This window comes from Polyangium sorediatum, from assembly GCF_029946465.1.
Lineage (GTDB): Bacteria > Myxococcota_A > Polyangia > Polyangiales > Polyangiaceae > Polyangium > Polyangium fumosum.
The window spans coordinates 143,427-170,306 of sequence record NZ_JARZHI010000021.1 but is presented as its reverse complement, the minus strand read 5'-3'; the positions used below and the strand labels follow the sequence as shown (position 1 = coordinate 170,306).

Annotated in this window: 17 protein-coding genes; 12 read left to right on the top strand and 5 right to left on the bottom strand. The window is 68.0% G+C overall.

The annotated features are described in order from the left end of the window. Positions 1-220 (top strand): hypothetical protein (locus QHF89_RS23875; protein ID WP_284720872.1); only part of this gene is annotated, 220 nt, incomplete at its 5' end. Positions 221-816: 596 nt separating this feature from the next. Here QHF89_RS23875 and QHF89_RS23870 read toward each other — a convergent pair. Together QHF89_RS23870 and QHF89_RS23865 are read right to left on the bottom strand one after the other, a co-directional pair. Continuing rightward, entirely contained in the window at positions 817-1,629 is an 813-nt protein-coding gene (locus QHF89_RS23870; protein ID WP_136969823.1) for an ABC transporter permease, read from the bottom strand. Next, complete coding sequence (locus QHF89_RS23865) at positions 1,626-2,285, bottom strand: ABC transporter ATP-binding protein (protein ID WP_284720871.1); 660 nt, start codon at positions 2,283-2,285, stop codon at positions 1,626-1,628. The genes QHF89_RS23870 and QHF89_RS23865 overlap by 4 nt, the downstream gene beginning before the upstream one ends. Positions 2,286-2,758: 473 nt before the next feature. Here QHF89_RS23865 and QHF89_RS23860 point away from each other — a divergent pair, with 473 nt between their 5' ends. Both QHF89_RS23860 and QHF89_RS23855 read left to right on the top strand, forming a co-directional pair. After that, positions 2,759-8,185, top strand: coding sequence for an AAA family ATPase (locus QHF89_RS23860; RefSeq protein WP_136969821.1), 5,427 nt, complete (start codon positions 2,759-2,761; stop codon positions 8,183-8,185). Beyond that, positions 8,182-8,562 carry a response regulator gene (locus QHF89_RS23855; protein WP_211365415.1) on the top strand — a complete coding sequence of 127 codons (381 nt, stop codon included), beginning with the start codon at positions 8,182-8,184 and terminating at the stop codon, positions 8,560-8,562. Before QHF89_RS23860 ends, QHF89_RS23855 begins: the two co-directional genes overlap by 4 nt. Before the next feature lie 21 nt (positions 8,563-8,583). On the opposite strand, the gene QHF89_RS23850 is transcribed toward QHF89_RS23855, so the two are convergent. Further along, positions 8,584-9,306 (bottom strand): class I SAM-dependent methyltransferase, encoded by a 723-nt coding sequence (locus QHF89_RS23850; RefSeq protein WP_136969820.1) that lies wholly within the window; start codon positions 9,304-9,306, stop codon positions 8,584-8,586. A gap of 259 nt (positions 9,307-9,565) precedes the next feature. On the opposite strand from QHF89_RS23850, the gene QHF89_RS23845 reads away from it, so the two are divergent. The 7 genes from QHF89_RS23845 (at position 9,566) to QHF89_RS23815 (ending at position 21,891) form a co-directional block, all read left to right on the top strand. Further along, a complete protein-coding gene (locus QHF89_RS23845) occupies positions 9,566-13,432 on the top strand; it encodes a protein kinase domain-containing protein (protein WP_136969819.1) in 3,867 nt (1,288 codons plus the stop codon). A 49-nt stretch (positions 13,433-13,481) separates the two neighbouring features. After that, the gene (locus QHF89_RS23840) at positions 13,482-13,982 is read left to right on the top strand and encodes a hypothetical protein (protein ID WP_136969818.1); all 501 of its coding nucleotides are present in this window, start codon (positions 13,482-13,484) and stop codon (positions 13,980-13,982) included. A gap of 356 nt (positions 13,983-14,338) precedes the next feature. Further along, entirely contained in the window at positions 14,339-14,767 is a 429-nt protein-coding gene (locus QHF89_RS23835) for a SpoIIAA family protein (protein WP_136930887.1), read from the top strand. A gap of 19 nt (positions 14,768-14,786) precedes the next feature. Further along, positions 14,787-15,890, top strand: a complete 1,104-nt coding sequence (locus QHF89_RS23830) for a terpene synthase family protein (RefSeq protein WP_136969817.1) — start codon at positions 14,787-14,789, stop codon at positions 15,888-15,890. Positions 15,891-15,925: 35 nt separating this feature from the next. Next, positions 15,926-17,725: an acyl-CoA dehydrogenase C-terminal domain-containing protein gene (locus QHF89_RS23825; RefSeq protein ID WP_136969841.1), complete on the top strand. Its 1,800-nt coding sequence runs from the start codon at positions 15,926-15,928 to the stop codon at positions 17,723-17,725. Between the two features lie 198 nt (positions 17,726-17,923). Further along, positions 17,924-19,924, top strand: coding sequence for an outer membrane exchange protein TraA family protein (gene traA / locus QHF89_RS23820; protein WP_136969840.1), 2,001 nt, complete (start codon positions 17,924-17,926; stop codon positions 19,922-19,924). Next, positions 19,921-21,891: an OmpA family protein gene (locus QHF89_RS23815; protein ID WP_136969816.1), complete on the top strand. Its 1,971-nt coding sequence runs from the start codon at positions 19,921-19,923 to the stop codon at positions 21,889-21,891. The genes traA and QHF89_RS23815 overlap by 4 nt, the downstream gene beginning before the upstream one ends. 192 nt (positions 21,892-22,083) lie before the next feature. Here the strand turns inward: QHF89_RS23815 and QHF89_RS23810 are convergent, their stop codons facing one another. Continuing rightward, positions 22,084-22,701: a hypothetical protein gene (locus QHF89_RS23810; protein WP_284720869.1), complete on the bottom strand. Its 618-nt coding sequence runs from the start codon at positions 22,699-22,701 to the stop codon at positions 22,084-22,086. 152 nt (positions 22,702-22,853) lie between these two features. On the opposite strand from QHF89_RS23810, the gene serA reads away from it, so the two are divergent. Next, positions 22,854-24,101: a phosphoglycerate dehydrogenase gene (serA, locus tag QHF89_RS23805; RefSeq protein ID WP_136931063.1), complete on the top strand. Its 1,248-nt coding sequence runs from the start codon at positions 22,854-22,856 to the stop codon at positions 24,099-24,101. Here the strand turns inward: serA and QHF89_RS23800 are convergent. Further along, entirely contained in the window at positions 24,098-25,489 is a 1,392-nt protein-coding gene (locus QHF89_RS23800) for an FAD-binding oxidoreductase (RefSeq protein WP_136931064.1), read from the bottom strand. The two genes, serA and QHF89_RS23800, sit on opposite strands and share 4 nt — an antisense overlap. 84 nt (positions 25,490-25,573) lie before the next feature. Here QHF89_RS23800 and QHF89_RS23795 point away from each other — a divergent pair, with 84 nt between their 5' ends. Beyond that, positions 25,574-26,878 carry a type III PLP-dependent enzyme domain-containing protein gene (locus tag QHF89_RS23795; RefSeq protein ID WP_136969815.1) on the top strand — a complete coding sequence of 435 codons (1,305 nt, stop codon included), beginning with the start codon at positions 25,574-25,576 and terminating at the stop codon, positions 26,876-26,878. Positions 26,879-26,880: the final 2 nt, after the last annotated feature.

Below are 26,880 nucleotides of genomic sequence, written 5' to 3'. Positions count from 1 at the left end.
GGACCAGCGAGGCGCTGGACCCAGGGTTGAAAAACTGCGCGGTGCGCAGTTTTTCAAACAGGCCGACGAAGAGGCCGGGGTGCCAGCAGAAGCCGTAGCGCGGCTGTCTTGGTGGGGGAACGCCGCCACCGGTCAAAGGCCAATGGTGATCTTGTCTACCAAAGGCCGCAGCGCGGACAGGTCGACGGCCAACGCCTCGTCGCATGACGTCGTGGTGTGACGCGATGGCCTCACGTTCCAAACAGCACGGCTCCGTCCCTCCACGTGATGGGGTCGTAAGTCTTCGGGCGATGAGCCCATGGTCTCCCGCATCGTGCCCATCTCTCGAAGCCACGAGCCCGCCGCCCCTTCCATCGTCCCCGTTCCTCCAAGGCACGGCCTCGTACCTCCGGAGGGTCGAGGGCACGCCCCAGAGACACGTCCCCGTTCCTCCAAGGCACGGCCTCGTGTCTCCAAGGCACGGCCTCGTACCTCCGGAGGCTCGACGTCGTCTCTTCGGACACATGCCCCCATCTCTCGCACACACGTGCACGTCGCCTTTTCGCTCGGCCCCCAGGCTTGAAGACACGGCCTCATCGATGAACTGCGCATCGCGCAGCTCCTCGAACCGACGCCAGCGAACCTCCCCATGGTCTTGCCACCGGCCCGCTGGAAGGCCGCGCGCCTGTCTCGGTTGGCAACGTCGCTGCTGGTCTTGACCGGGCCTGTTCGATGAACTGCGCATCGCGCAGTTCATCGACCCCGGGTCCAGCCCCTGGCTGGTCCGGGTCCAGGGGTGGACAACCCCTGGTCGGGGCCCGGGGTGAAACCCCGGCGCTACGCCTGCATGTCGCTCGCCGGCGCGCGCTTGGGCAGGCGAAGCTGGGCGTGCGGCGTGAAGAGCAGGCGCCTTCCGAATTCCCCTGCGAGCACCCCGGAGACCGCAGCCACGGCGACGAGCTGATACAGGATCACGATCTGGTAACGCACGGCCTGCTCGGGCGCCGTGCCGCTCACGATTTGACCCGTCATCATCCCCGGCAGCGCGACGAGCCCGACCGTGAGCAGGCTGTTGATGGTGGGGATCATCGCGGCGCGCACCGAGGCCCGCACGTGCCGGGCGAGCGCCTGCTCGGGCGTCGCCCCGAGCGCGAGGAGCTGCTCGATCTCGCCCGCATGTGCATGCGCAGCGGCGAAGATGCGCTCGAAGACCTGTGCCACGACGTTCATGGCGCTGGCGATCATCATCCCGCTGATGGGCACGAGATATCTCGCCTCGTACATCGGGTGCAGAGGCACGACGAAGATGAAGACCGGGGCCAGCGCCACCACGGAGCCGAGCACGATGGCCAAAAGCGCATAAGGAAACAGCGTGCGTGCCGAGGGCCCGTGCTCCACGCGCCGCGCGCTGGTCGCTGCGGCCACGCCGAGCATCCCCGAGATGGCCAGCGCCACCCATTCCGGCCGCTCGTGCTTGAAGAGCAGGAGCAGCACGTGACCGATGGCGAGAAGTTGCACGGCCCCGCGCAGCGCGCCCCAAGCGAGGTCACGCTCGAGGTCGAGCCGCTTCCAGCGCGAGGCGAGGATCGCCAGCGCGACGAGCCCGAGCGTCATCACGAGCCGCGGCAGCGGGATCTCGAGGTAGCTCACGGCCCCTCCGCGACGGCCACGAGCTTCCCCGCCTGGAAGACGTAACGCCTCCCAGAGAGCGCCTCTGCGTGCGCCGCGATGTGCGTGACCATCACCACGCCGCGCCCTGCGGTCGCCATGCTGCGGACGAGCTCGATCACCTGCAGGGCCGTCTCTGGATCGAGCGCGGCCGTGGGCTCGTCGAGGAGCAGCACCTTCGGTTCGTTGGCGAGCGCGCGGGCCAGCGCGACGCGCTGGCGTTCTCCGCCCGAGAGCTCGCTTGCCCCGCGCGTGAGGAATGCTTCGTCGAGCCCTACGGCCCGCAAGAGCTCGATTTGCCGCTCGGGCGCGAGGGCCTCGCCGCGTAGCGCCGGCCCGGCAGCCACGTTGTCCGCGACGGTGCCAGGCAGCATCGGCGGCGCCTGGGGCAGATAGGCGACGCGGGTCCGAAAGCGGGTCGGAGGCAGCGTGATCGCATCCACCCCGTCGAGCAGTACATGCCCGCTGTCGATCGGAATCAGCGTCGCCATCGCCCGAAGAAACGTGCTCTTCCCGCTGCCGGAGGCGCCCGCAATCGCGACCTTCTCGCCGTACGAGACCACGAGGCTGGCGCCGTCGACGAGGGTGCGTCCTTCGCGGATCACGCGGATGTCGCGGGCTTCGAGGGCAGAGGGCATGGGGCGTCCCGTCTGCTCGTCTAGCTTCGGGGATGGGCACGCGCCAGACGTGCGTCCTTGCGATGCGCCGGGCAGCCTCGGCCTCCCGGCGCGAAGCTCGCCCGTCTGGCGCGCCGTCGAATTCGAGGAAGCCGCGCGCGGAAGAAATCCTTGCCATCTCCGGACGACGACCGGCGACGGGGGAACGAGGCGCCTTACGAAAATGGGGCGCGTGGATGCGGTGCAATCGCTCGATTTTCCTATCCGCGGGCCCACGTTGACAGCGCGGAGGGACGTTTGTAGGCATGCGATATGGGGGAACTTCGGAGATACGACATTGCGGCCGATCTGCCCCGACCGTCGTACCTGCGGACCAGAACGCTCGCGCCGTGTGTTGTTCCGCTTCCCTGTCGACGCGTCGTTCCTGCTCGGAGGGTTGCCTCCGCGAGGGCGCTGGCGCCTGCTCGGCATCGGGCCATGCAGAGGGCCTCCCCATGACGCACCTTTCGACCGAACCAGGAATGGTTCCGATCCAAGGGTATCGCGTCATCGCGAAGACCGGCGAGAGCGCAGGATCCGTCACGTACCGGGCCTACCGCGAGGCCGACGGCGTCGAGGTGGCGGTGAAGGTGCTGCATATCGACTCCGCACGGATGGCCGACATCACGCGGTTCAAGCACGCCTACGGCATCATCAAGCGCATCGATTCGGAGAGGATCGTCAAGGTCCACGATGTCGAGGAGCACGAGGAGGGGCTCATGCTCATCACCGAGTGTTTCCCGGGCACCGCGCTGTCCGCGAAGCTCCCCGGCAAGCTCGACCTCCGCGCGTTCCTGGACGCCGCCGTCTCGATGGCCGAAGCCCTGGTCGACATCCACCGGTGTGGTGTCATCCACGGCGACGTGAGGCCTCCGAACATCCTGCTCGGCGCGAGAGGTCAGGTAAAACTCACGGGATTCGGCGTCGATTCCATCGTGACGCGTGAAAAAGAAGCGATCTACAGCCCCCGCGTCCTCTCGGAGGTGCTCCCCTACACATCCCCCGAGCAGACCGGCCGCATGAATCGCAGCGTCGACGACCGCACCGACATGTATTCGCTCGGGGTCGTCTTCTACGAGATGCTCGCCGGGCGAAAGCCATTCGAGGCGGCGGATCCGCTCGAACTGATGCACGCTCACATGGCCGTGAAGCCGGCTCCCCCCTCGGACATCCATTCCGAGGTGCCCGACGCGCTCTCGGCCATCACGATGAAGCTCCTCAGCAAGAACGCGGAAGACCGCTACCATGGCGCCGATGGGCTGAAGGCCGATCTGGAAGCATGTCGATCGCAATGGGAGCGCACCGGCAGGATCGGGCCCTTCCGCCCCGGCCAGTACGACAGGCGAGATCTCTTTCAGATCCACCAGAAGCTCTACGGCCGCGAAGGGGACATCCGAAAGCTCATCACGTCGTTCGACGACGTGCTCCAGGGCAAGCGCGCGATCGTCCTCGTTTCGGGCTATTCGGGCATCGGCAAATCGTCTCTCGTCCAGGAGATCCTGAAGCCGCTGGCGCGCGAGAAAGGCTACTACATCAGCGGGAAATACGACCAGCACAACCGCGACACGCCCTACAGCGCCATCGTCCAGGCGTTCGACGCGCTCATCAAGCAGCTCCTCTCTGAAAGCGAGGAGAGAATCACGACGTGGCGAGACGCCATCCGGAGCGCCCTCGGGAGCAACGGTCAGGTGCTCTGCGACGTCCTCCCTTTCCTGAAGCACATCATCGGCGAGCAGCCGCCCGTCCCCGCGCTCGGACCGATCGAGGCACAGAATCGATTCAATTTCTACTTCCAAACATTCGTCTCGGTGTTTGCCAGCCACGCCCACCCGCTGGCCATGTTCCTCGACGACCTGCAATGGGTGGATTCGGCCAGCCTCAGCCTGATCACGGCCCTCCTCGCGAACGAGGACATGAAATCACTCCTCTTTTGTGGTGCGTATCGCGACAACGAAGTGAGCCCGACACATCCCTTCCTCGTCGCGCTGAAGGAGCTTCAAAAGGGCGGACTCGGCGTGGTGAACATCGTCCTCGAGCCCCTCCGGCGGGTCCACTTGATCGAGCTCATCAACGACAGCCTCCAGGTCACCGACGGAGCTCCGCTCGCGAGCGCGGTTCTGAAAAAGACCGGGGGCAACCCGTTCTTCGTCAAGCAGTTCATGAGGCACCTTTACGAGACGAAGGTGCTCGTCTTCGATCCCAAGGCGGGTTGGGGCTGGGACCTGCCGCAAATCGCGCGGCTCGGGTGCACCGACAACGTCCTCAGCCTCATGGTGGAGACCCTCCGGCGCCTGTCGCAGGCGACGCAGGAGGTGCTGCGGCTGGCCTCGGCGATCGGCAACATGTTCGCGCTGGACGTGCTGAACACCGTCAGCGAGCGCCCTCCCGAGGAGACGTACGGGAGCCTCGACAAAGCCCTCGGGGAAGGGTTGATCGTGAGCGCCGACCAGCAGTACCGCTTCGCGCACGACAAGATCCAGGAGGCTGCGTACGCGCTGATTCCCGAGGGAGACCGACCGGCGTTCCACGACCGGATCGCAAAGCTCCTGCTCGGCAAGCTGGACCTCGCCGAGGGGCGCAACCTATTCGACATCGTCAATCACTTGAACAGCGCGGGCGACCTGATCCGGGCCCCGCACGAGCGCATGCAATCGGCCAGGCTCAACCTCGAGGCTGCGGGGCGAGCCGAGGAGTCGGCGGCCTTCACCGCGGCGTTGAAGTACCTGGAGCATGGCATGGCCATGTTGCCCGAGGACGCGTGGACCTCCGCGTACGAGCTGACGTTCGTCTATCACACGAAAAAAGGATTGATGGAGTCGCTCTGCGGGCGGCACGACGACGCGCTCGCGACCCTCGCGGGCTGCATCGACCATGCGAGGGGACGCCTCCACAAGACCGAAGTGCGGCGCCTGAAAATGAACGTGCAGATCCTCGAAAACGATCTGCCTGCTGCCCTGGAAGAGGGGCTCGCGGCCCTGCGGGCCTTCGACATCCATTTGCCGCCCTACCCCGATGACGACATGCTCACCGCCGAGTTCGAACGGACGATCGCCATGATCGGGGACCGCCCGATTGCATCGCTCGTCGACCTGCCCGCGCTGAACGATCCCGAGATCGCCGTCCTGCAGGATGTCCTGCAAGAGATGTTTTCGCCTACCTATCAGCTCGGGACGAACAATTTCGAGATCACGGTGATGCGGATGCTACAGAATTCGATCGAGCATGGTGTCTCGAAGAATTCGATCTACGCGTACGTGAATTTCGGGACGGTCCTGTGCGCCAGGCACGAGATCGAGAAGGGATATGCGTTCGGGCGGGCGGCGGTCCGCCTCAACGAGATCCATCCGGACAAGAAGTCCGAATCCATGCTGTGCAACATGTGGGGAGCGTGGGTCCAGCACTGGAAGGACACCTACGAGGAATCGAAGGCTTCCTTGCGCAAGGGCATCCACGCCGGCATCGAGACCGGGCAATACATCTGGGCCTTTTACAACACGTGCAACGCGACCGTGAACAGCCTGCTCCGCGGGGCACACCTGCGCGACATCCTCGAGGAGGCGAAGCAGTATCTGCCGCTGTGCAAGCTCGATAAATTCAATGCGATCACGTGGATGGTCGGGGCCGTCGCGCAGGTCGCCGAAAAGCTCTGCGCGACGTCCGAGGGCGAACGGACGCACGCGGCGTGGGCGGACATCGACGCCGTCGCCGAGGAGGCCCGCAGGATCAACAACCAGGCGTCCCTTTACTTCTTGAACATCTTCGAGGTCCTCGCCGGCGTCTTTCAGGGCGCGTACGAGGAGGTGGCGCAGCGATGGGGCTCGACCGACCCGGAGAGCCTGGGAATGCTCGCGGCATGGCACGCGAGCCCATGCTATTCTTTTTATGGCGCGCTTTCGTTCTCGCGGGCCGCCGACGCTGCCGCCCCAGCGCTCAGGGAAACGTACCTCGCGAGGCTCAGGGAAGGCGCGCACAAGGTGGAGTCCTGGGCGCAGCTCGGCCCGGCGAGCTTCCGCCACCGCAGCCTGATCCTGCAGGCAGAGCTCGCCCGGGTGGAGGGGCGCGAATGCGCGGGCGCCCTGTACGATCGCGGGATCGCCGCCGCGCGGGAGGGGCGATTCCTGCATGACGCGGCGCTGGCCAGCGAGCTCTGCGCCCGCCATTACATCGATCTCGGCAGGGAGTTTTTGGCGTACGCCTACATGACCGAGGCGCATCGCCTCTACGCTCGGTGGGGCGCTTTTCGGGTCACGGAGCGCCTGGAGAGAGACTTCCCGCACCTCCTCCCGCGCGAGACGACGCGCCGGCAGCAGGATCGGGGCGCGCCCGGGCCTCCCGCCTTGTTCGACGCCTCGCGCGCGGAGCTCGATTTCGCCACCGTGCTCAAAGCCTCGCAGGCCGTCTCCGGGGAGCTCGTCCTCGACCGGCTCATCGAGACGCTGCTGTCGATAGCGGTCGAGCACGCGGGCGCCGAGCGGGGCCTCTTGATCCGCCCCCATGGCGCCGAATGCGACATCGAGGCCGAGGTCGTCACCGTGCGCGACCGGGTCGAGGTCACCCTGCGCGAGGCGCCCATCACCCCGGCCGATCTTCCCACGGCCATTCTGCACTACGTGATTCGCACGCGGGAGACCGTGATTCTCGACGACGCGGCCGCGCCCAACCTGTTCTCGGAGGACGCCTACGTGCGCGAGCGGCGCCCCCGCTCCGTGCTTTGCCTCGCCCTCGTGAAGCAAGGCACGCTGGTGGGCATGCTTTATCTGGAGAACAACCTGACCCCGCGTGTCTTCACCGCCGACCGGATCGCGATGCTGGAGCTTTTGGCCTCCCAGGCCGCCATTTCTCTGGAGAATGCGCGCCTCTATACCCTGCTCCAGCAAGAAAACAGCGAGCGAAAGCGGGCGGAGCTTTTGCTGCGGGAAAGGGAAGCGCGGATCCGACGCCTGGTGGACGCCAACATCATCGGGATCAATTTTTGGGACCTGGATGGCAGGATCACGGACGCGAACGATGCATTCCTGCGCTTCATCGGCTATAGCCGGGAGGATCTGGTCTCGGGAAACCTCGACTGGATGAAGATCACGCCTCCGGAGCATCACGCCGTCGACGAGCGGGCGCGGGAGCAAGTGCGTTTGACGGGCCAGTTCGGTCCTTTCGAGAAAGAATTTTTCCGGAAGGACGGCAACCGCATCCCGGTGCTGCTCGGCGTTGCACGATTCGAGGGGTCGGAGAGCGAGGGGGTGGCGTTCGTCCTCGACTTGACCGAGCGCAAGCAGGCGGAGGAGCTCCAGAAGCTCTTGCTGAACGAGCTGAACCATCGGGTGAAGAACACGCTGGTGATCGTGCAGGCAATCGCCGCGCAGACGCTGCGCATGGCGGATTCGCCCAAGGCCTTCACGGAAGCCTTCATGGCCCGGCTGCTGGCCCTGTCCCAGACGCACAACCTCTTGAACCAGACCTCCTGGCAGAGCGCCAGCCTCCGCGATATCGTATGCGCCGAGCTGGCGCCGCACGCCAATGGCGACGCCGGCCGCTTCAGCCTGGCCGGTCAGGATGTGCGCCTCCGCCCGGAGGCAGCGGTGACGCTCGGCATGGTCTTCCACGAATTGTCGACCAACGCGGCCAAGTACGGCGCGTTGTCGCTGCCGTCCGGTCACGTCCAGGTCACGTGGAACGTGAACACCTGCGCGGCCGAACGGCGGCTCCACCTGGAATGGCAGGAGATGCACGGGCCGCCGGTGCGGGTGCCACGCCGCAAGGGATTCGGCTCGCGCCTGATCGAACGTGACCTCGGGCGCCAGCTCGAAAGCGAAGTGCACCTCGAATTCCTGCCCGAGGGCGTGCGTTGCGTGATGGACCTGCCCTTGGAGCGCGTAGCCGCATGATGACCGTGGATCCCAAGAATGCGGGCGTGCTGCAGGGACTCCGTGTCCTCATCGTCGAGGATGAAGCCTTGATTGCCTCGTTCCTCGAAGACGCGCTGACCGACCTCGGCTGCGAGGTGATCGGCCCGGCCTCGAACATGAAGGACGCGCTTCGGTTGGCCCGCGAGGCGGTGATCGATGGGGCGGGACTGGACATCAACATCGCCGGCGAGAAGGTCTATGCCGTGGCCGACATCCTCGCCGAGCGGGGTCTCCCGTTCGTCTTCATGACGGGATATGGGAAAGCAGGGCTGCGCGAGTCCGATCGCGGCCGGCCCGTGCTGCAGAAGCCCTACAATCTCGATCGGCTGGTGGAAATCATGACGCAGTGGCGATAGCCGCAGGGCGCGCGGCGTCGTTCACGCACCGATCGAGGATGGCTCGTAGCGCGTCACCCAGACGCGGAACTGAAGCTCGCCGAAGATGAAGCGGGGCGCCGTGAAGCCTGCCTGGGCCAGGAGCGCGAAGACCTCGGCATCCGAGGCCGGGATCCGCAGCGATGCCATTGCCTTCCGTCGGTGCTCCACCACCTCGGGCGGCTTGCCATTCAATACGATCCGCTGCTCCTCGACGGCCCTGAGCAGCGGCTCATCTCCAACCCGACAACCGATCACGAAGTGCGCCCCCGGCGCGAGCCGCCCGGCGATCTCCCGCAGGAGCGCGATACGCGCATCGTCATCCGGAAGATGATGCAGGACGCCGATCATCTGCGCGCCGTCGAACAAGGGCCCGCGCGGGAGATCACGGAGCTCGCAGGCATGAAGGCTCGTCCGTTCGAGCAGGCCTGCCGCCTCGAGCTTCTCCCTGGCAATGTCGAGCATCTCCGGCGAGGGATCGACGCCCGTGAATTGAAAGGCGGATCCTGCGTAGCGCGCGAACGGCTTCACCTCGCTCCCGGTCCCGATGCCGACCATCAAAAGCGACGCGGCCTTCTGGTCCGCGAGCGCCGCGACGAGCACCTCCGCGGCGACCTGGTGCATGGCCTCGTAGCCCACTATCGAGAGGCGCACCTGGCTGTCGTACTGCAATGCACGCTCGCGCTCGAAGATCACCGCATGTTTTCCGTGCTCGTCCGTTTTCATCACGCGCTCTCCTTGGACCAACGGTCATCGGACCGCCGGCAAGCAAGAAGTAGCCATCTCCGCCAAAGCACGACAGGGCGGGGCTTTTGATCCAATCGGCGGATCTTTCGAAGCCGGCCCACACGCACGATCCTCGCGCCCTGTCAAGGCAAACTCCATTTCGGACGCGGCGCGCGCGGGTCCTCGGTCACCTTCACACGCGCGCAACGCGCCTCTGCTTGGCTCCCGGAGGCTCCCGGGTCAGAATCCTGGTTCGCGCATGCGCCCTGGGGACATCATCGGTGAGCGCTTCCGTGTCGAGCGCCTGGCCGGCGTGGGCGGCATGGGGGAAGTGTATCGCGCCGAGGATCTCCAGACCGGACACGTCGTCGCCGTGAAGCTCCTCCGCGCATCGGAGCTCTCGAACAGCGAACGGCTCGCGCAAGAAGCCCGCGTGCTCGAGGCGCTCGGCCACCCGCACATCGTGCGCTACGTCGATCACGGCGTCGCCCCCACGGGCGCCCCCTGGCTCGCCATGGAGTGGCTCGAAGGCGAGAGCCTCGCCGCGCGCCTCGGCCGACAAGGCCTGCGCCTCGAAGAGTGCATCACGCTCGCCGTGCGCGTCGCCGATGCCCTCGCCACGGCCCACGCGCGCGGCGTCGTCCACCGCGACATCAAACCCAGCAACCTCTTCCTCGAGCGCGGCGAGATCGAGCGCGTCAAAGTGCTCGACTTCGGCGTCGCGCGGGATCGAGGTCGCGGTCGCTTGACCCTCACCGGCACGATCGTGGGCACGCCGGGCTACATGGCGCCCGAGCAAGCGCGCGCCGACAAGGCCGGCGTCGACGCGCGCGCGGACGTCTTTTCCCTCGGCGCCGTGCTCTTCGAGTGCCTCACCGGGCAGCCCGCCTTCGACGGCGAGCACGCGTTCGCGATCCTCGCGAGCCTCTTGCTCGCCGAGGCCCCGCGCGTGCGCGACCTGCGCCCCGACGTGCCCCAGGCCCTCGACGATCTCGTGTCCAGCATGCTCTCGAAGGACGTGGCGAGCCGGCCCTCCGACGCAGGCGCCGCCCTGCGCGCGCTCGTCGCGCTCGGCCCCGTCGAGGGCAACGCCACGCCCGTGCACACGGCCTCCGCGGAGGTCATCACCGACAGCGAACGGCAACTGCTCAGCATCGTCGCCGCGCTGCCGCCCTCGCTCCCCGACGGCAAGGAGGCGCCGTCGCGGTTCTTGCCGCGGGATCGGATCGTGGCCATCGAGCAGGAGATCGCGAAGCTCGGCGCCCGCGTGGAGGAGATCGACGGCGGCGCGCTGCTCCTCGGCCTCGTCGGTCGCGGCAACCCCACCGATCAGGCCGCACGCGCAGCCCGCGCCGCGCTCCGCCTGCGCGCCCTCGCCCCCGAGGCCCGCATCGTGCTCGTCACGGGGCGCGAGGAGACCTCGCACGGGCTCGCGCTCGGCTCGATCTCGAAGCGCGCCGCCGCCCTGCTGGATCTCGGCGAAGAGGCGGGCGCCGTGCGGATCGACGCCTCGACACAAGCCCTGCTCGACGTGCGCTTCGACGTGAGCGCAGGCGCCGACGGGATCTTCCTGCGCGGCGAGCGCGAGGTCGGTTCGGGCACGCGCACGCTGCTCGGCAAGCCGAGCCCGTACCTCGGCCGCGAGCGTGAGCTCCGCAGCGTGCGCGACTTCCTCGAAGAGGGCCTCGACGAAGGCAAGCCGCGCGTCGCCGTCGTGCTCGGCCTGCCCGGCATGGGCAAGTCACGCCTGCGGCACGAGCTCGTCGAGCAGCTCCGCCGCGGCGCCGTGGAGCCCGCAATCGCCATCGGCCGCGGCGATCCGATCGGCGCGGGATCGGCCTTCTCCATCCTCGGCTCCGCCATCCGCACGATGGCCCAGATCGGCATCGGCGAGCCCGTCGCCTCGCGCAGGCTCAAGCTCGAAGCGCTCGTCGCGACCTACATCGAAGGCGACGATCGCGCCCGCGTCACGGCGTTCCTCGGCGAGATGGTCGGCGCGCCCGCGGGCGACGAGCGCCCCGACCTCCGCGCCGCGCGCCAGAACGCCACGCTCATGGCCGATCGCATCCGCGAGGCGTGGATCGACTTCGTCGAGGCGCTCTCGGTCGTGCGCCCGCTCGTGGTCGTCCTCGAGGATCTGCACTGGGGCGACCGCGCATCGATCAAGCTCGTCGACGCGGCGCTCGCGGTGCAGGGCGAGCGCCGCTTCGCCGTGCTCGCGCTCGCCCGGCCGGAGCTGCACGATCTCTTCCCGAAGATCTGGGCCGATCGGGAGCTGCTCGAAGTGCGCCTCGGCGAGCTCGGGCGCCGCGCGGCCGAGCGGCTCGTCCAGCATTTCTTGGGTGAAGTCATGTGCGAGGAGGAGATCCAGCGCCTCGTCGATCGCGCAGCGGGCAACGCCTTCTACCTCGAAGAGCTCATCCGCGCCGTGGCCGAGGGCCGCGGCCGTGATCTGCCCGAGACCGTGCTCGGCATGGTCGAGGCGCGCCTCCTCTCGCTCGAACCCGAGGCGCGGCGCGTCCTGCGCGCGGCGAGCGTTTTCGGCCAGTCGTTCTGGTGGGGCGGCGTCGCCGCGCTCATCGGCGACGCGTCCTTGCCGAACGGCCGCGTCGGTCTGCTCGATCGCCTCTGCGAGCGCGAGCTCATCGTGCGCCGCCGCGAGACCCGCTTCCTCGGCGAGGAGGAGTATGCCTTCCGCCATGCGCTCGTACGCGAGGGTTCGTACGCGATGCTCACCGAGCGTGATCGCCGGCGCGGACATGCGCTCGCGGCCGAGTGGCTGCTCACGTCGGGCGAGACGGACCCGACGATCCTGGCCGATCACTTCGAAAGCTCGGGCGACATGGAGCGCTCGGCCGAGTTCTTCGCGGCCGCGGCCGAGCTCGCGCTCTCGGCCGGTGATTTCTCCGCGGCCGTGAGCTTCACGGATCGGGGCCTCGTGGCGAACCCGCGCGCGGACATCGTGGCCCAGCTCCGCGCGATCCGCGCCGACGCATGGAACTGGACGAGCTCCTCCGCGAAGGCCTACGAGGCGGCCATGGAGGCGCTCGAGAGCGCGCGCTCTGGCAGCAAGGAGTACGGCCGCGCGCTCGGCGCCGCCCTGGGCAGCGCCTTGCTCCTGCGCAAGAAAGACGCCCTCGACGCCCTCATGGGCGAGCTCTACCGCATCGAGCCCGCCGAAGACGCCATCCCCGCGCTCTCGTTCGCCTACAGCTCTGCGATCATCTCGCAGCTCGTCATGGGCGAACGCGCCATGGCCGAGCGCTTCTTGCGCCGCATGGAGCAGGTCGTCGGCCCTCTCCTCGCCCGTGATCCGTCCGTCGCCGGCCGCTTCGGCTACGCCCGCGGCTACTGGCATAGGTACGCCGAGCAGGATCCGTACACGGCGCTCGGCATCGAGCGCGAGGCCATCGCGAACTTCATGGTCTCGGGCGATCGACGGTTCCTGCCGCTTCTCCGCGCCCATGTGGGCCTCGACCTCGTGCTGCTCGGCGCGTACGACGAGGCCGAACGCGAGTTCGAGCTCGCCCTCGCGATCGCGTCGGCCGACAGCGTCTCCGCGCTCCTCGCCGGCTGCTTCCGCGCCGGGCTCCTCGTCGAGCGCGGCGCGCTGGACGAGGCCATCACGCTCGGCACCACCGTCGCGGACGAGGCCGCCACGCACAGCGAGGGAGTGATCAGCGTGAGCGTGCAGTACTTCATCCTCGAAGCGCATCTGCGTCGTGGCGACCTCGACGCGGCTCGGCGCCTCCTCACGGCCGTCGCGCCGCTCGTCGAGCTCCTCCCGCTCGGGCGGATATGGGCGCTCGCGGGCCACGCAGCGCTCGAGCTCGCCGAGGGCCGTCCCGCGAGCGCCGTCGAGCTCACCGAGAGCGCGCTCGCACAGACGGCCGAGATCGGCATGCGGCACACGAGCGCCCACGCGCGCATCGTCCTCACGCGCGCCGAAGCCCTTTGGGCCGTCGACAAGCACGGCGAGGCCCGCGCCACGATCGAAGACGCCCGCGCGGATCTCCTCACCCGCGCTGCGCGCATCGCGGATCCGGCCTACGCCCGGACCTTCCTCGAGGCGGTCCCGCTGCACATGCGGATCCTCGACCTCTGGAAGGCGTGGAGCGGCGTCTAGAACCGGCCCTCGCATTGCCTCCGCGCCCGCGCCCGGTACGCTCCATCGTATGCGCCGAAACTTCGCTCCCCTTCTCCTTGCTTGTTTCTTCGCCTCCTTCACCGCCTCGTCCGCACACGCCGACGAACCACCGGGCTGGGTGCCCCGCGACGAACCCGAAGCCCTCCCGCCACCTCCTCCCGCGCCGCCGCCCCCGCGCCCGGGACCCACGACCTACACGATCGAACAGCGGGAGTTGTCCGAGACCCCGACGAAAATGGCGAGCCCGACGGCGTTCTACGTCGGCACGATCCTCGCCGGCGCGGGGCTGCTCGGCGTCGTCACGGGGCTCGTGATCCGGGCGGATCTCCCGCAAACCGAATGCACCGACTGTCCCGCGGCAGAGAAGCGCTCGGCGTCGCTCGGCCTGATCCTCGGCGGCGGCCTCGGCATGTTGATTGGCATCCCCATCGCCGTGGTCGGTGGGCGAACGATCTCGGAGCAACCGTCGTGGGCGCGCCCGCAGGTATTCGTCTCTCCGCGCGGCGGCGCGCTTCAGTGGACGTTCTGAACGTCGCGTCACCCTCCGATTGACGAATTCGTCCCCGTCCGCCGAGCCTTGGAATGCGGCGCGCACCCGGGACGTCGCGCCTCCCAAAACGAGCCCGAATTGCTCGAAATGGCCCGCCTCTCCGGGACGTCGCCGCTGGATGCGGTGTGCATGCCGTATCCACGCCGCACGACGGAATCCTGCTCGCATGCAATGCATGCACGGCTGCAATCTGGCTCGCGCGAATTTCCCGACCGTCTGTGGATTCCCTGGTGTCTTGATCGACCAAGCTGCCCGGGCATGACGCGTGCACCCCTGGGGGTGGGCGACCTAGGCGCTTGGCCTTGTTGTGGAAAGGCTCTCACGTGCTTCTAGCCATGCAGGAACAAGGAATTCGATACGACTTTGGTTCGAGCCGGATGTGCTTCGAGCCGCCGAACACCTGCTTCGTGACGTATGTCGGCGACCTCGACGCCGACATCGTCGCGCGGATGAACGCGGCGCTCGAAGAGACCATGCGGCGGCACGAGCCCGTCGACTTGCTCGTGGATCTGTCTCGTACGGGACAGGTGACGGAGCTCGTCCGGCGCCACGCCGTGGGCGGCATGCTGGCCCTGAACCCGCGCGCCACCGCCGTGTTCGGCGCCGATTTTCACCTCCGCGTGGTCGTGTCGATGATCACGAAGGCGATTCGATTGCTCCACGTGGATCTGCGCGGGCAGATCAAGTTCTTCGACCGCGAAGCGGACGCGCGCGCCTGGCTCGCCGAGGTCAAACGGAAAGAGAGATTGCAGCGCAGCGCTTGAGCGCTTTGGGGGGGCGATCATGCTTGCAGCCAAGGAACGGCCCGACGAGACCATCACGGTTTGTCCTGCCAGGGAAATCACGGCGCCTCACGCGCCGGACCTCGCGCTCGGGATCCCGCGCCACTGGTGGCCCGATCCGCTCGTGAACGTGCACGCGGCGCGGATCGAAGAAGAGACGCTCGCGTGGTTCCGCGAGCTCGGCTTCGGCGAGCGCTCGATCTGGATCGTCCGCACCTTCGCGCCGGCCGACTATGCGGGCATGCCCTTCCCGCTCGCGGCCCCGCGCGAGCTCTTGCTCCTCGCCAAATACCTCTCGCTCTGGCTGCTTTGGGACGACGTCGACGTCGAGGGCCGCGAGCGCACCTTCCCCTTCTGCGGCCCGGCCGTCCTCGAGCCCAGCGCCTCCGGCGTCACCACCCTCTTCGGCGCCACGTGGTCGGCCCTGCTCCGCGAGCTCGCCACGACCATGAGCCCCGCCTGGATGGCGACCCTCTGCGAGGCCATGGACACCTGGAGCACGGCCGCGCTCAAGGAAGCGCGCACCTCGAAGCAGCGCCGCGCGGGGCTCGCCCACATCTCGTACGAAGAGGCGCTCCGCTCGCGCATCGACACCATCGGAATGGCCGCGACGGGCTACCTCCTCGAATACGCGCGGGGCATCGAGCTCCCGCCGGACTTCCACGCCCACGAGACCGCGCTCGCCTTGAAGACCCTCTCCGGCAAGATCGTCGGCTTCGGCAACGACATCTGGAGCCTCGGCAAGGACTGGGCTTCGGGCTACGTCAACGTCATCCTCGCGCTCCGCGAGGAGCAAGGGCTCACCATGCTCGAGGCCGTGCGGCGTATCATCCGCGACCACGACGAGGCCATCGCCGAGTTCGATCGCCTCGCCCGCGCGCTCCCGAGCTTCGGCGCGGCGTGGGACGCGCACATCGCGACCTGGGTGCAGGACCTCCGGCATGCGTCCCTCGGCTTCACGCTTTGGGAGTCGCGCGCCCCGCGGTACGCGGCGTTCAAGATGCTCGTGAATGGCACTCCGATCGATCCTTCCTTCATCGTGCCCACGTCGCTCGCCCCGCGCGCCGCCGCCGCGACGGCGTCCGCGTATGCTCCCCACGCTTGACACCGCCTCGCGGCTGGCATCACGTGCGCCGCGCGATGTCGTCCACGAACCCCCTGGTCAGCGATCGATTCGTCGACTTCCTCCTCTACGAGGTGCTCGACCTCGCAGGCTTGCTCGCCCTGCCCGATTTCGCCGAGCACACGCCCGAGACCGTGGGGATCTACCTCGGCACGGCGCGCAGGCTCGCGCGCGAGCTGCTCTTCCCGGCGTACAAGCCGATGGACGAGGCCCCGCCGCGCCTCGAAAACGGCCGCGTGCGGGTCCACCGCGCCATGCACGACATCTATCCGCGCCTCGTCGAGCTCGGCGTCCTCTCGGCCACGCGCCCGCCCGACGCGTACGGCCAGATGCTCCCGCTCACGGTCGCCTCCCTCGCCGCGAGTTATCTCATGGCGGCGAACCTCTCGGCGTACGGGTATCTCGGCCTCACCACGGGCGCTGCTCGCTTGCTCGAATCCTTCGGCTCGGACGAACTCAAAGAGCGCTTCATGAGCCGGCTTTATCGCGGCGAGTGGACCGGCACCATGGCCCTCACCGAGCCCCAGGCCGGCAGCAGCTTGAGCGACGTCGAGACCCGCGCCACGCCCGCGGAGGGCGGGCATTACCTCATCAAAGGCTCGAAGATCTTCATCTCGGGTGGTGATCACGACCTCACCGAGAACATCGTCCACTTGACGTTGGCCCGCATCGACGGCGCGCCGCCCGGCATCAAGGGTGTCAGCCTCTTTGCGATCCCCAAACTCCGCTCCGAGCGGGGCGGCCTCGTCCCGAACGACGTCGAGGTCGCCGGCGTGATCCACAAGATCGGCTGGCGCGGCCTGCCGAGCCTCGCCCTCAATTTCGGCGAGGCGGGCGATTGCCACGGATATCTCGTTGGCGAGCCTCACCGGGGCATTTCGTACATGTTCCAGATGATGAACGAGGCGCGGCTCATGATTGGAATGAATGGCGCTTCGACCGCCTCGGTCGCGTTCCACGAGTCGCTCGAATACGCGAAGACCCGGCCCCAGGGCCGCTCGCTCGGCGACAAGGATCCGCGCACGCCGCAGGTCCCCATCCTCGAGCACGCCGACGTCCGCCGCATGCTCCTTCGCCAGAAGGCCATCGCGTGGGGCAGCATCGCGCTCCTCGGCCTCACGGCGCGCCTCTCGGATCTCGCCGAGCATGCCACGGAAGAGACCTCCCGCGCGCGCGCCGCCATGCTGCTCGACCTGCTCACGCCCATCGCCAAGAGCTTCCCGGCCGAGCGTGGCTTCGAGTCGAACGCGCTCGCCGTGCAGGTCCTCGGCGGCTACGGCTACACGAGCGAATACCTCCCCGAGGCCTGGCTACGCGATCAGAAGCTCAACAGCATCCACGAGGGAACGACGGGCATCCAGTCGCTCGACCTGCTCGGCCGCAAGGTCATCGCGGCCGGCGGCGCCGCGTTCGGCGCGCTGCTCGAAGAGATCGCGGCCACCTGCGACGGCGCGCGCGACGCGGGCGTCCACCCCGATCTCGTCCAGCGCGTCGAGGGCGCGGCGATGGCCATGCGGCAGGTCACGCTCCACCTCGGCGCGCTCGGCGCACAGGGAGACGTCCGAGGCATGCTCCTGCACAGCGCTGATTACCTCGACCTCGCCTCCACCATGGTGATCGGCTGGACGTGGCTGCGCCTCGCGGCCACGGCGCAAAAAAACCAGCAGGATCGCCCGCAGGATGACGATTTTTACAACGGCATCGCCTCGGCCGCCCAGTATTGGATTCGCACCGAGCTGCCGCGCGTCGGCTACCTCGCCCAGCTCTGCCGCTCCGGCGAAGATTCATACGAACGCGTACGACCGGAGTGGCTCTGACGCGCACGGATCCGACGACGACGGTCGACGATCCCCTGTCCTCCGCGGCCGTCCTCGGGCTGCGCCGTAAGCCTGCGATCTTGTACGGATCACGCGGTCCGTGGTAGGGTCCGCGGCAGTGCCGCGGAGTGCGGCGCGAAGGCCGACGGTGACATGGAACTCAGACGAATCCTCCTTGCTTCAGTCGCCCTCCTCGCGATGGCTCCCCGGGTCGCGAGCGCCGCGCCGGTCACGATCCCAGAGGGCGTGGACGATCCCATCGACGGCCTCGGTACGGGCCTCTGCGCGGCCTCGGCGATCGCCACGAACCCCAACGCCGATTTCGGACTGAACGCTCCGGACAATTACAACGGCGCGGTCAACTCGTTCATCGAGGTGCATGCCGCCGATCGCGTCGAGCAGACCATCCGCACGCTGCTCGACCTGTCCAACAACAACGCCGCGAACCAGGCGCTGAGCTACGGTGACTTCGTCGACGCCGCGCTCAATCAGGGGTGCAAAACCGGCGGCTGCGATTTCTTCTTGAACGACACCACAACGTCGTTCGGCACCCGCATCCGTGGCTTCCTCAACGTGACCGCGGATCTGGTCAACCAGCCGATCCATTTCGGGTTTTACTCGGACGACGCCGTCAGCCTGACGATCTACGACAAGAGCGCCGTCGGCTACTCCGTGGTGTTCCGGCCTCCGGCGTTCGGCGCGGCGACGTACCGCCTGACGAACCAGGTCACCTTCCAGAAGGCGGGCCTCTATCCGGTCGAGATCCTCTACGTCGAGCTCATCGAGCACGCCGCGCTCGAGATGTCATACTTCGTCGGCCCCTTCACCGACTTCGAGCGCCCCGCGAACGCCCCGCCGGTCACCAAGCTGAACGACCTCGGCTTCACGCTCTTCCCTGCGACCATGTTTTTCCAGACGCTCAGCGGCACGCCCGCGTACCCGGACCTCGGCGTCTGCAAGCAGTGCAAGCGCGAGTTCGTCAACCAGCCCGGCAACAACGGCTGCGACGCGGGGTACTACTGCAACGAAGCCGCCCTCTGCGCCCCCTGCGACACCGACAATCTCTGCGGCCCGAGCTGCGTGAAGTGCGGCGCCGACACGCCCTTCTGCGTGAACATCAACGGCAACGTCCAGTGCGGCGCCTGCGACACCGACGCGGACTGCAAGGGCGGCTTCACCTGCAACCCCGACACGAAGACCTGCGACGAGTGCAACGACAGCTCCGACTGCCCCAAGGGCGCGGCGTGCATCGAGAACAAGTGTGAGCCTTGTGCGACGAGCGCCGAGTGCGCCGGCGCCTCCTGCAACTGCTGTCCCGACGGCGCGAACGGCCAGCAGATGAAGTGCGCCCCGCTCGAGCCGAACGGCAACCCGAGCTGCGTCGAGTGCACGACCGACGCCGAGTGCGGCGGCGGCATCTGCAACCTCTCCGTCGGCCGCTGCCAGGGCACGCTCCCCGAGAACAACACGCCGACCTGCTGCGGCGACGGCTGCGTCAACTGCACCGCGCTCGAGGTCATCGTCGTCAACGGCACGGCCCAGCCCCGCTATCCGTTCTGCCTGCCCGGCCCCGTCGGCACCGCGTGCGCCGAGTGCCGCCACGACATGGATTGCGGCGAGGGCGCCTTCTGCCTCAGCGGCACCTGCACCCCCTGCACCCGCGACAAACGCTGCGGATTGCGCTGCGATAGCTGCGGCGGCGACACGCCCTTCTGCTCCGGCCAGAACGCCGCCGCCGCTGCGTGCGTGCGTTGTGTCGACGACGCGCAATGCGGCGCGGGCTCGACCTGCGACACGGCGACCCACACCTGCACGGTCAGCACGGGCTGCATGCTCACCTGCTCCTCCGAGACGCCTTATTGCAACGGCACGGCCTGCGTCGCTTGTTATGCCGACTCGCACTGCCCCTGCGGCGGCACCTGCAACCTCTCCTCGAACACCTGCACGCCCTCGTGCAAGACCAATGTCGACTGCCTCGGCAGCGACCACTGCCGCTGGAACGAGACGGAGACCGCGAAGGAGTGCGCGCTCGGCCCGATGCCCGACGGCGTCGATTGCGGTGGCACCCTCGCCACGATATGCTCAGCACGGCCCGGTCGACATGGAGGTGGCGCGCCCGGAGCCGCATTGCTCGTCCTCTCCGTCCTTGGCCTGCTTGGCCGCCGCCGCCTCCGTTCAACCCTCCGAGGTGAGTCGTGAAGCGATCGATCTCGTTCTTGCTCTCGCTCGCGACGCTCGCCGTGGCGCCTGTGGTCGCGGAAGCCGCCGAAGAAGGCCGCTTCGACGCGCAGACCTTCCGGCCCTCCGCGGCCCCGCGTGATCTCGTGATGATCCAGAAATCCGAGGTCGTCAGCCATCTCTCGCCGACGTTCGGCATCTACACGGACATCGGCCTCGATCCCCTCGCGGTCGCGGCGATCACGACGGGGCAACAGATCCGCGCCGTCGGCGCGCGCCTTCAGGTCACGGCCCTCGCGGGCATCGGCTTCTACGACATCTTCGACATCACGATGGCGATGCCGTTGGTCGCCTGGCAGATGTCCGACAACCTGAGGCCGCTCGGCACCGAGGGCGAGATCTCGCCGAGCGCGCTCGGCGATCTTCGTTTCAACACAAAGATTGCGATCCCCTACCTGAACCGGAAAGCCCAAATCAAAGAGGGCTTCGGCATGGCGGTCACGGGCAACTTGAACTTGCCCACGGGGGATCAGAACGCGTTCGCCAGCGACGGCGCCGTCTCCGGCGGCCTCGGGCTCGTCGCGGATTATCGCTTCAACTTCGGCCTGCTCGTCACGGCAAACGGCGGCGTCTGGTTCCGGCCCGACCGACAGTTTGCCGGGACGAAGGTCGGCGACATGGCGAACTTCGGCATCGGCGCGGAGATGTACGTCGTGCAGCGCTGGGGTTGGTCCGTGCTCGGCGGCGTGTACGGCAGCGTCTCGATGGTGAAGTTCCCGGACAGCCCCTCGCAGGTCCCGGCCGAGGCGCTCATGGCGATGCGCTGGCAGTGGGCGAGCGGCTTCTCGCTCACGGTCGGCGGCACGTTCGGCGCGAACTGCGGGTTCGGCGCGCCCGTCTTCCGCGCGTTCGCGGGGCTCACGTGGCAACCTTCGAAGTCGCGTGAGCAGCAGGAGATCGATCGCCTGAAGCAGGTCGACAGCGAGGATCCAGATCACGACGGCCTCATCGGCGACGCGGATCATTGCCCCGAGCTGCCGGGCGTCCCGCAGAACATGGGCTGCCCCGACTCCGACTCCGACAAGGACGGCGTCCCCGATCGCGACGACAAGTGCCCGATGCTCGCGGGCGGCCGCGGCGGTTGTCCCGGCGCGTTCGTGAAGGGGGACGAGATCAAGATCCTCGATCAGGTCCACTTCGCGACGGACAAGGACATCATCCTCGACGATTCGAAGAAGGTGATCGAAGCGGTCATCACGGTCCTCCGGGACAACCCCGAGATCCGCGCCGTCGAGATCGAGGGCCACACCGACGTGCGCGCGGGCGACGTGTACAACCACAACCTCTCGCAGCGCCGCGTGGAGAGCGTCCGGGCGTACATGATCCAGAGGGGGATCGATCCCTCGCGCCTCACCGCGAAGGGGTACGGTCACTCCAAACCCATCTACGACGACTCGATGTGCCTCGGGAAGGATGAAGAGCTCTCAGAAGACTGCAAGTTCATGACGCAGACGAACCGCCGCGTCGTCTTCCGCATCAAGGGCCAGGGCAGCGCGCCCGGCACGGCCGTGGGCGGCGGCGGCACGGTCCTCTCGCCGGGCGACAAGACGCTCGACGGCGAGGGCGTGATCAACGGCAACGGCGTGCTGAACGGCGGCAGCACCTTGCCGAGCGGCGGCATCCTTCCCAAGGGGAACGGCGTGCTCGACACGAAGGATCCGACCCTTCCTGGCAGCACCCTCCCGCGCTCCGGGGAGCAACTGCAGCCCGAGGCGCCGAAGGAGGAAGGCGCGGACAAACCGGCCGACGGCAAGGACAAACCGGCCGACGGCAAGGACAAACCGGGCAAGCCCGGCGCCGCGCCTGCGCCTGCAGCGCCGAAGCCTGGTGCCGCTCCTGCGCCCGCAGCGCCGAAGCCCGGCGCCGCGCCTGCGAAGCCGCCTGCGCCCGCGAAGCCCACCACGCCGAACCCCACGGCGCCGCGCTGATCCCCGAGGCCTCGCTCCGACGAACGGAGCGAGGCCCCGCGCCCCCTCCCCCGCCCTCCCTCACGATCTCGCTCGCTCGCGCGCGCCGCGAGTGCCCGCGATTTTTTGGTGCACAAACGAAACGAGGCCACGAGCGACCCTCCCCTTGCGGAGGCTCGCGCGCGACCTCGTCTCCCGTTGCCTTGCGGCGGGCTACTTCTTCGTCGTGGTCTTCGTCGTGGTCTTCGTCTTCGTCGTCGACGTCGAGCCCGTCGCCGACGTCGTGGGCGTCGGCGTCGGCGCGGCGGCCGTCGTGGCGGGCGTCGCCGCTGCGGTCGGCTGCGGCGCCGGGGCCGATTTCACCTCGGCCGCGGTGTTGATGGGCGTCGCCTCCTTCGGCGGGTTCGGATCCGCCGCCGGCACCGGCTCGGCGCCCTTGTCCGCCTCGGAATGGGCGCCCATGTCGATCGGCTTCGACGAGGATCCTTCGCGCCGGATCCAGACGATCGCCGTCCCTGTGGCGACCTTTCCGTACGAGGCGTCGGGCAGGCGGATCTCCTCCTCGATCGCCTCGATGACGGCGTCGCCGCCTGCCATGCATGCGGACTTGCGGAGCGACCGCAGGCGCTCGGGCTCGGTGCGGGCTCCAGGTTCGCTCTGCACCGGCTCGAGGCGGTGGAACTCCCTGTCGGGTTGGGTCTTGCCCGCGAAGATGGGCATGTCCGTGCAGAACTCGCCCGACGGCGTGCGCATGTCCTGGAAACGCGGAGGCGCCGCGCAGGCGACGAAGATCGCGGCCGTCGCGGCCGAGAAGAGAACGACACGTTGCATGGCTATTTTCTTACCAGTTTCTATGCACGTCGTGCAAACGTCGCGTCGAGCCAAGAGCCACCGAGTGCACGCCCGCCCCGGGTTGGGCAGCTTTCCGGCTGGCCTACGCCCGCCCATGCGGTAGAGAAGGCGCCCCCGAACGAGGACGCGCCATGACCACGCCTGCCCCGGCCGAGCTGCCCCGCGACACGATCCAGGTCCTCCTGCTCGAGAACATCCACCCGAGCGCCACGGAGACCTTCCACGCCTTCAGCGAGGGGCGCACCTACGCCATCACCAAGAAGAGCAGCGCGCTCAAGGAGGACGAGCTCATCGCCGCCCTCCCGGGCGTGCAGCTCCTCGGCATCCGCAGCAAGACCCGGATCACGGCGCGCGTCGTCGAGAACGCCCACGACCTGCTCTCCATCGGCTGCTTCTGCATCGGCACGAACCAGGTCGACCTCGTCGCCGCCAACGCCCGCGGCGTGCCGGTCTTCAACGCGCCGTTCAGCAACACGCGCAGCGTCGCCGAGCTCATGATCGGCGAGATCATCCTGCTCGCCCGCCAGCTCGGCGATCGCTCGCGCGAGGTCCACACGGGCGTTTGGAAGAAGGTCGCCGCGAATTGCTACGAGGTCCGCGGCAAGGTCCTCGGCATCATCGGCTACGGGCACATTGGCCGCCAGCTCGGCGTGCTCGCGGAGGCCGTCGGCATGCGCGTGCTCTACCACGACATCGCCGCGCGCCTGCCGATGGGCAACAACCGCTCGGTCCCCTCGCTCGCGGCCTTGCTCGCCGAGGCCGACTTCGTCTCGCTGCACGTGCCCGAGACGCCGGAGACGCGCAACATGATCGGCGCGGCCGAGCTCGCGAAGATGCGCAAGGGCAGCTACCTGCTCAACGCGAGCCGCGGCACCGTCGTCGACATCCCGGCGCTCGTCGCGGCGCTGAAGAGCGGGCACCTCGCGGGCGCGGCGATCGACGTCTATCCCGAGGAGCCCGAGTCGAACACGGATCAGTTCAAGACCGAGCTCCAGAACCTTTCGAACGTCCTGCTCACGCCGCACATCGGCGGATCGACGGAGGAGGCGCAGGAGGCCATCGGGCGCGAAGTCGCGGCGGTGCTCGGCAAGTTCGCGACGATGGGCGCGACGACGGGCTCGGTGAACTTCCCGCAGGTCGAGCTCCCGCCGGTGAAGGGCACGCACCGTATCTTGAACGTGCACCGGAACGTGCCCGGCGTGCTCCGCGACGTGAACCGTGTCGTCGCCGATCTCAACGCCAACATCGACAGCCAGTTCCTGGCGACCGAAGGCGCGATTGGTTACCTCATCATGGACCTCGAGCAGGACGTCTCCGCCGAGGTGAGCCGCCGGCTCGAGGCATTGCCCTCGAACATCCGGACGCGCGTCGTCTATTAAAACACCTTCCCCGGATTCATGATCCCCAGCGGATCGAGCACCCGCTTGATCGCGCGCATGATCTCGATCTCGGTCCCGGATCGCGAATACCCGAGGTAGTCCTTCTTGAGGAGCCCGATCCCGTGCTCCGCCGAGATCGATCCACGGTATTTCCGGACGAGATCGAACATCATGTGATCGGCCTCGTGCGTCCGCGCGAGGAACGCCGCTTTCGCCAGCGCGTCGGGCTTCATCACGTTCACGTGCAGGTTCCCGTCGCCGATGTGCCCGAACAGCGCGATCTCCCAGCCCGGATAACGCGCCTCGAACACGCGCTCGAGCTCCGCGCAGAAGCCTTCGAGCTCCTGGATCGGCAAGGCGATGTCGTTCTTGTGGGGCATCCCGGTCGCGCTCAGGCTCTCGCTGATCGCCTCGCGCAGCGTCCAGATCGCTGCGGCCTCGCCCGCGTGTTGCGCGAGCGTCCCGTCCGTCACCACGCCTCGCTCGAACAGCGACCCGATCCACGCTTCGAGCGCGTCCGGCTCGGCCCGCTCCACTTCGAGCAGCACGTAATAATCGCTCGGCGTCGCGAGCGGCTCGCGCACGCTCCGGTGCCGCCGCACCCGCGCCATGCACTTTTCCGTGAAAAACTCGTACGCCGTGATCACGAACGGCCCCGTACGCGCCTCCCGGAAGAGCGAGAGCACGCCCGCGAGGTTTGGCACGGCGAACAGGAGCACGTCGAGCTTGCCGGGCAGCCGCGTCAACTTCAGCGTCGCCTCCGTGATGATCCCGAGCGTCCCCTCGCTCCCGATGAAGAGCTGCCGCAGATCGATCCCTGTGTTGTTTTTCTCCAGCGCGCCGCCGAGCTCGAGCACCTCGCCGTTCGCGAGCACCACTTCGAGCCCGAGCACCCACTGCCGCGTCAGCCCGTAACGGATCACCTTCACGCCGCCCGCGTTCGTGGCGATGTTCCCGCCCACCTGGCTCGATCCCTTCGATGCGAAGTCCACGGGCCAGGTCAGGCCGTGCGCGCCCACGTGCAGGTGCACATCCTCCGTCACCGCGCCGGCCTGCACGCGCACGGTCGTGCCGAGCACGTCCACCGCGTCCATCCGCCGCATCCGCGACAGCGACACCACGACCTCTCCCTTTGCCGCCACCGCGCCCGCCGCGAGCCCCGTCCGTCCACCCGAGGGCACGATCGGCACCTGAAATGCCGTACAAAGCTTCAGGAGGCGCGACACATCGTCCGTCGTGCGCGGCAACGCCACGGCTGCGGGGCGCGGCTCGTACACCTTCGTCCAGTCGCGGCCGAACGTGGCGAGATCGGAAGGATCAACCGAGAAGAAATCGGCTGGGAAATCGCGGGCGACGGCGGCGAGGAACCCTTCGGGCAGCGCGGTCATGGTCGCTCGATACAGCGCTCGCGTCCTCCCTGCAACCGGCAAGCGCCGCTTGACGTAGCGGGCCCGACGGCTACCACGAGCGCGATGAGTCGCTGGCTCGAACGTACCCACGTAGAGGACGCCTCGTCCGTGCTCCGGCGCGCCATCGCCGCCGGCTTTTTTCGCGAGGACACGCCGGCCGCGCTCTTCCACGACCTCGGCCGCGTCCGCGCGCGTCTTACCGAACTCGACGCGTGTTTCCCCGAGGGCACGCTGCATGCCGTCGCGGTCAAGGCGAACCCCCTCGTCGAGATCCTCCGCGCGCTCGTCGCGGCGGGCGCGGGCCTCGAAGCCGCCTCCTTCGAAGAAGTCCGCCTCGCGATGGCGGCCGATTGCCCGCCCTCCCGCATCGTCTTCGACTCGCCCGCGAAGACGAAGGACGAGCTCGCCTGGGCCCTCGCGCACGGCGTCCCGATCAACGTCGACAATTTCGAGGAGCTCGATCGCATTGCGTCGAGGATCGGACAAACCAAACCCGCACATATCGGCCTGCGCGTCAATCCCCAGGTCGGCGGGGGCTCGATCGCGCTCACCAGCGTCGCGACCCGCGCCTCGAAGTTTGGTGTCCCGATCGAACGCCGGGACGAGATCATCGCCGCGTTCGAGGCGCACCCCTTCCTGTGCGCGCTGCACGTGCACGTGGGCTCGCAAGGCATGCCGCTCGCAACCCTGGTCGAGGGCGTGCGACGTGTGGATTCGCTGCGGGCCGAGATCGAAGCGCGCACCTCGCCGGGCCGCGTCCACACCTTTGATCTCGGCGGCGGCCTCCCCGTCGCGTATCGGCCCGACGACACGCAGATTCCGCTCTCCGCGTACGTGAATGCATTGAAGGAAACCACCCCCGGGCTCTTCGCCGGCGGCCTCCGGCTCGTGACCGAGTTTGGCCGGGCCATTCACGCGACGGCCGGCTGGGCGGCGAGCCGCATCGAATACGTCAAGCAAGCCGGCGACGAGCGCCTCGCCGTGATCCACCTCGGCGCCGATCTCCTGGTCCGGCGCGCCTATCGCCCGGATGAATGGCACCACGAAATCGCGGTCCTCGACGCGGAAGGGCGGCCCAAGGGCGGCCCCACGGAGCCCGTCACGATCGTCGGTCCCCTCTGCTTCTCGGGCGACGTCCTCGCCCGAGGCCTCGCCCTCCCCCGCGTCGATCCGGGCGATTTCGTGGTCCTCCACGACGTCGGCGCCTACACGCTCGGCATGTGGTCGCGCCATTGCAGCCGCGGCCTGCCGCTCGTCCTCGGCTATGACGGAGAAACCCTCTCCGTCCTGAAAGACCGCGAAACGCCGGACGACGTCGTCGCCTTCTGGAGCCGCTCCCGCGAGCAACCCCCCGGAAGCGAACCGTAATC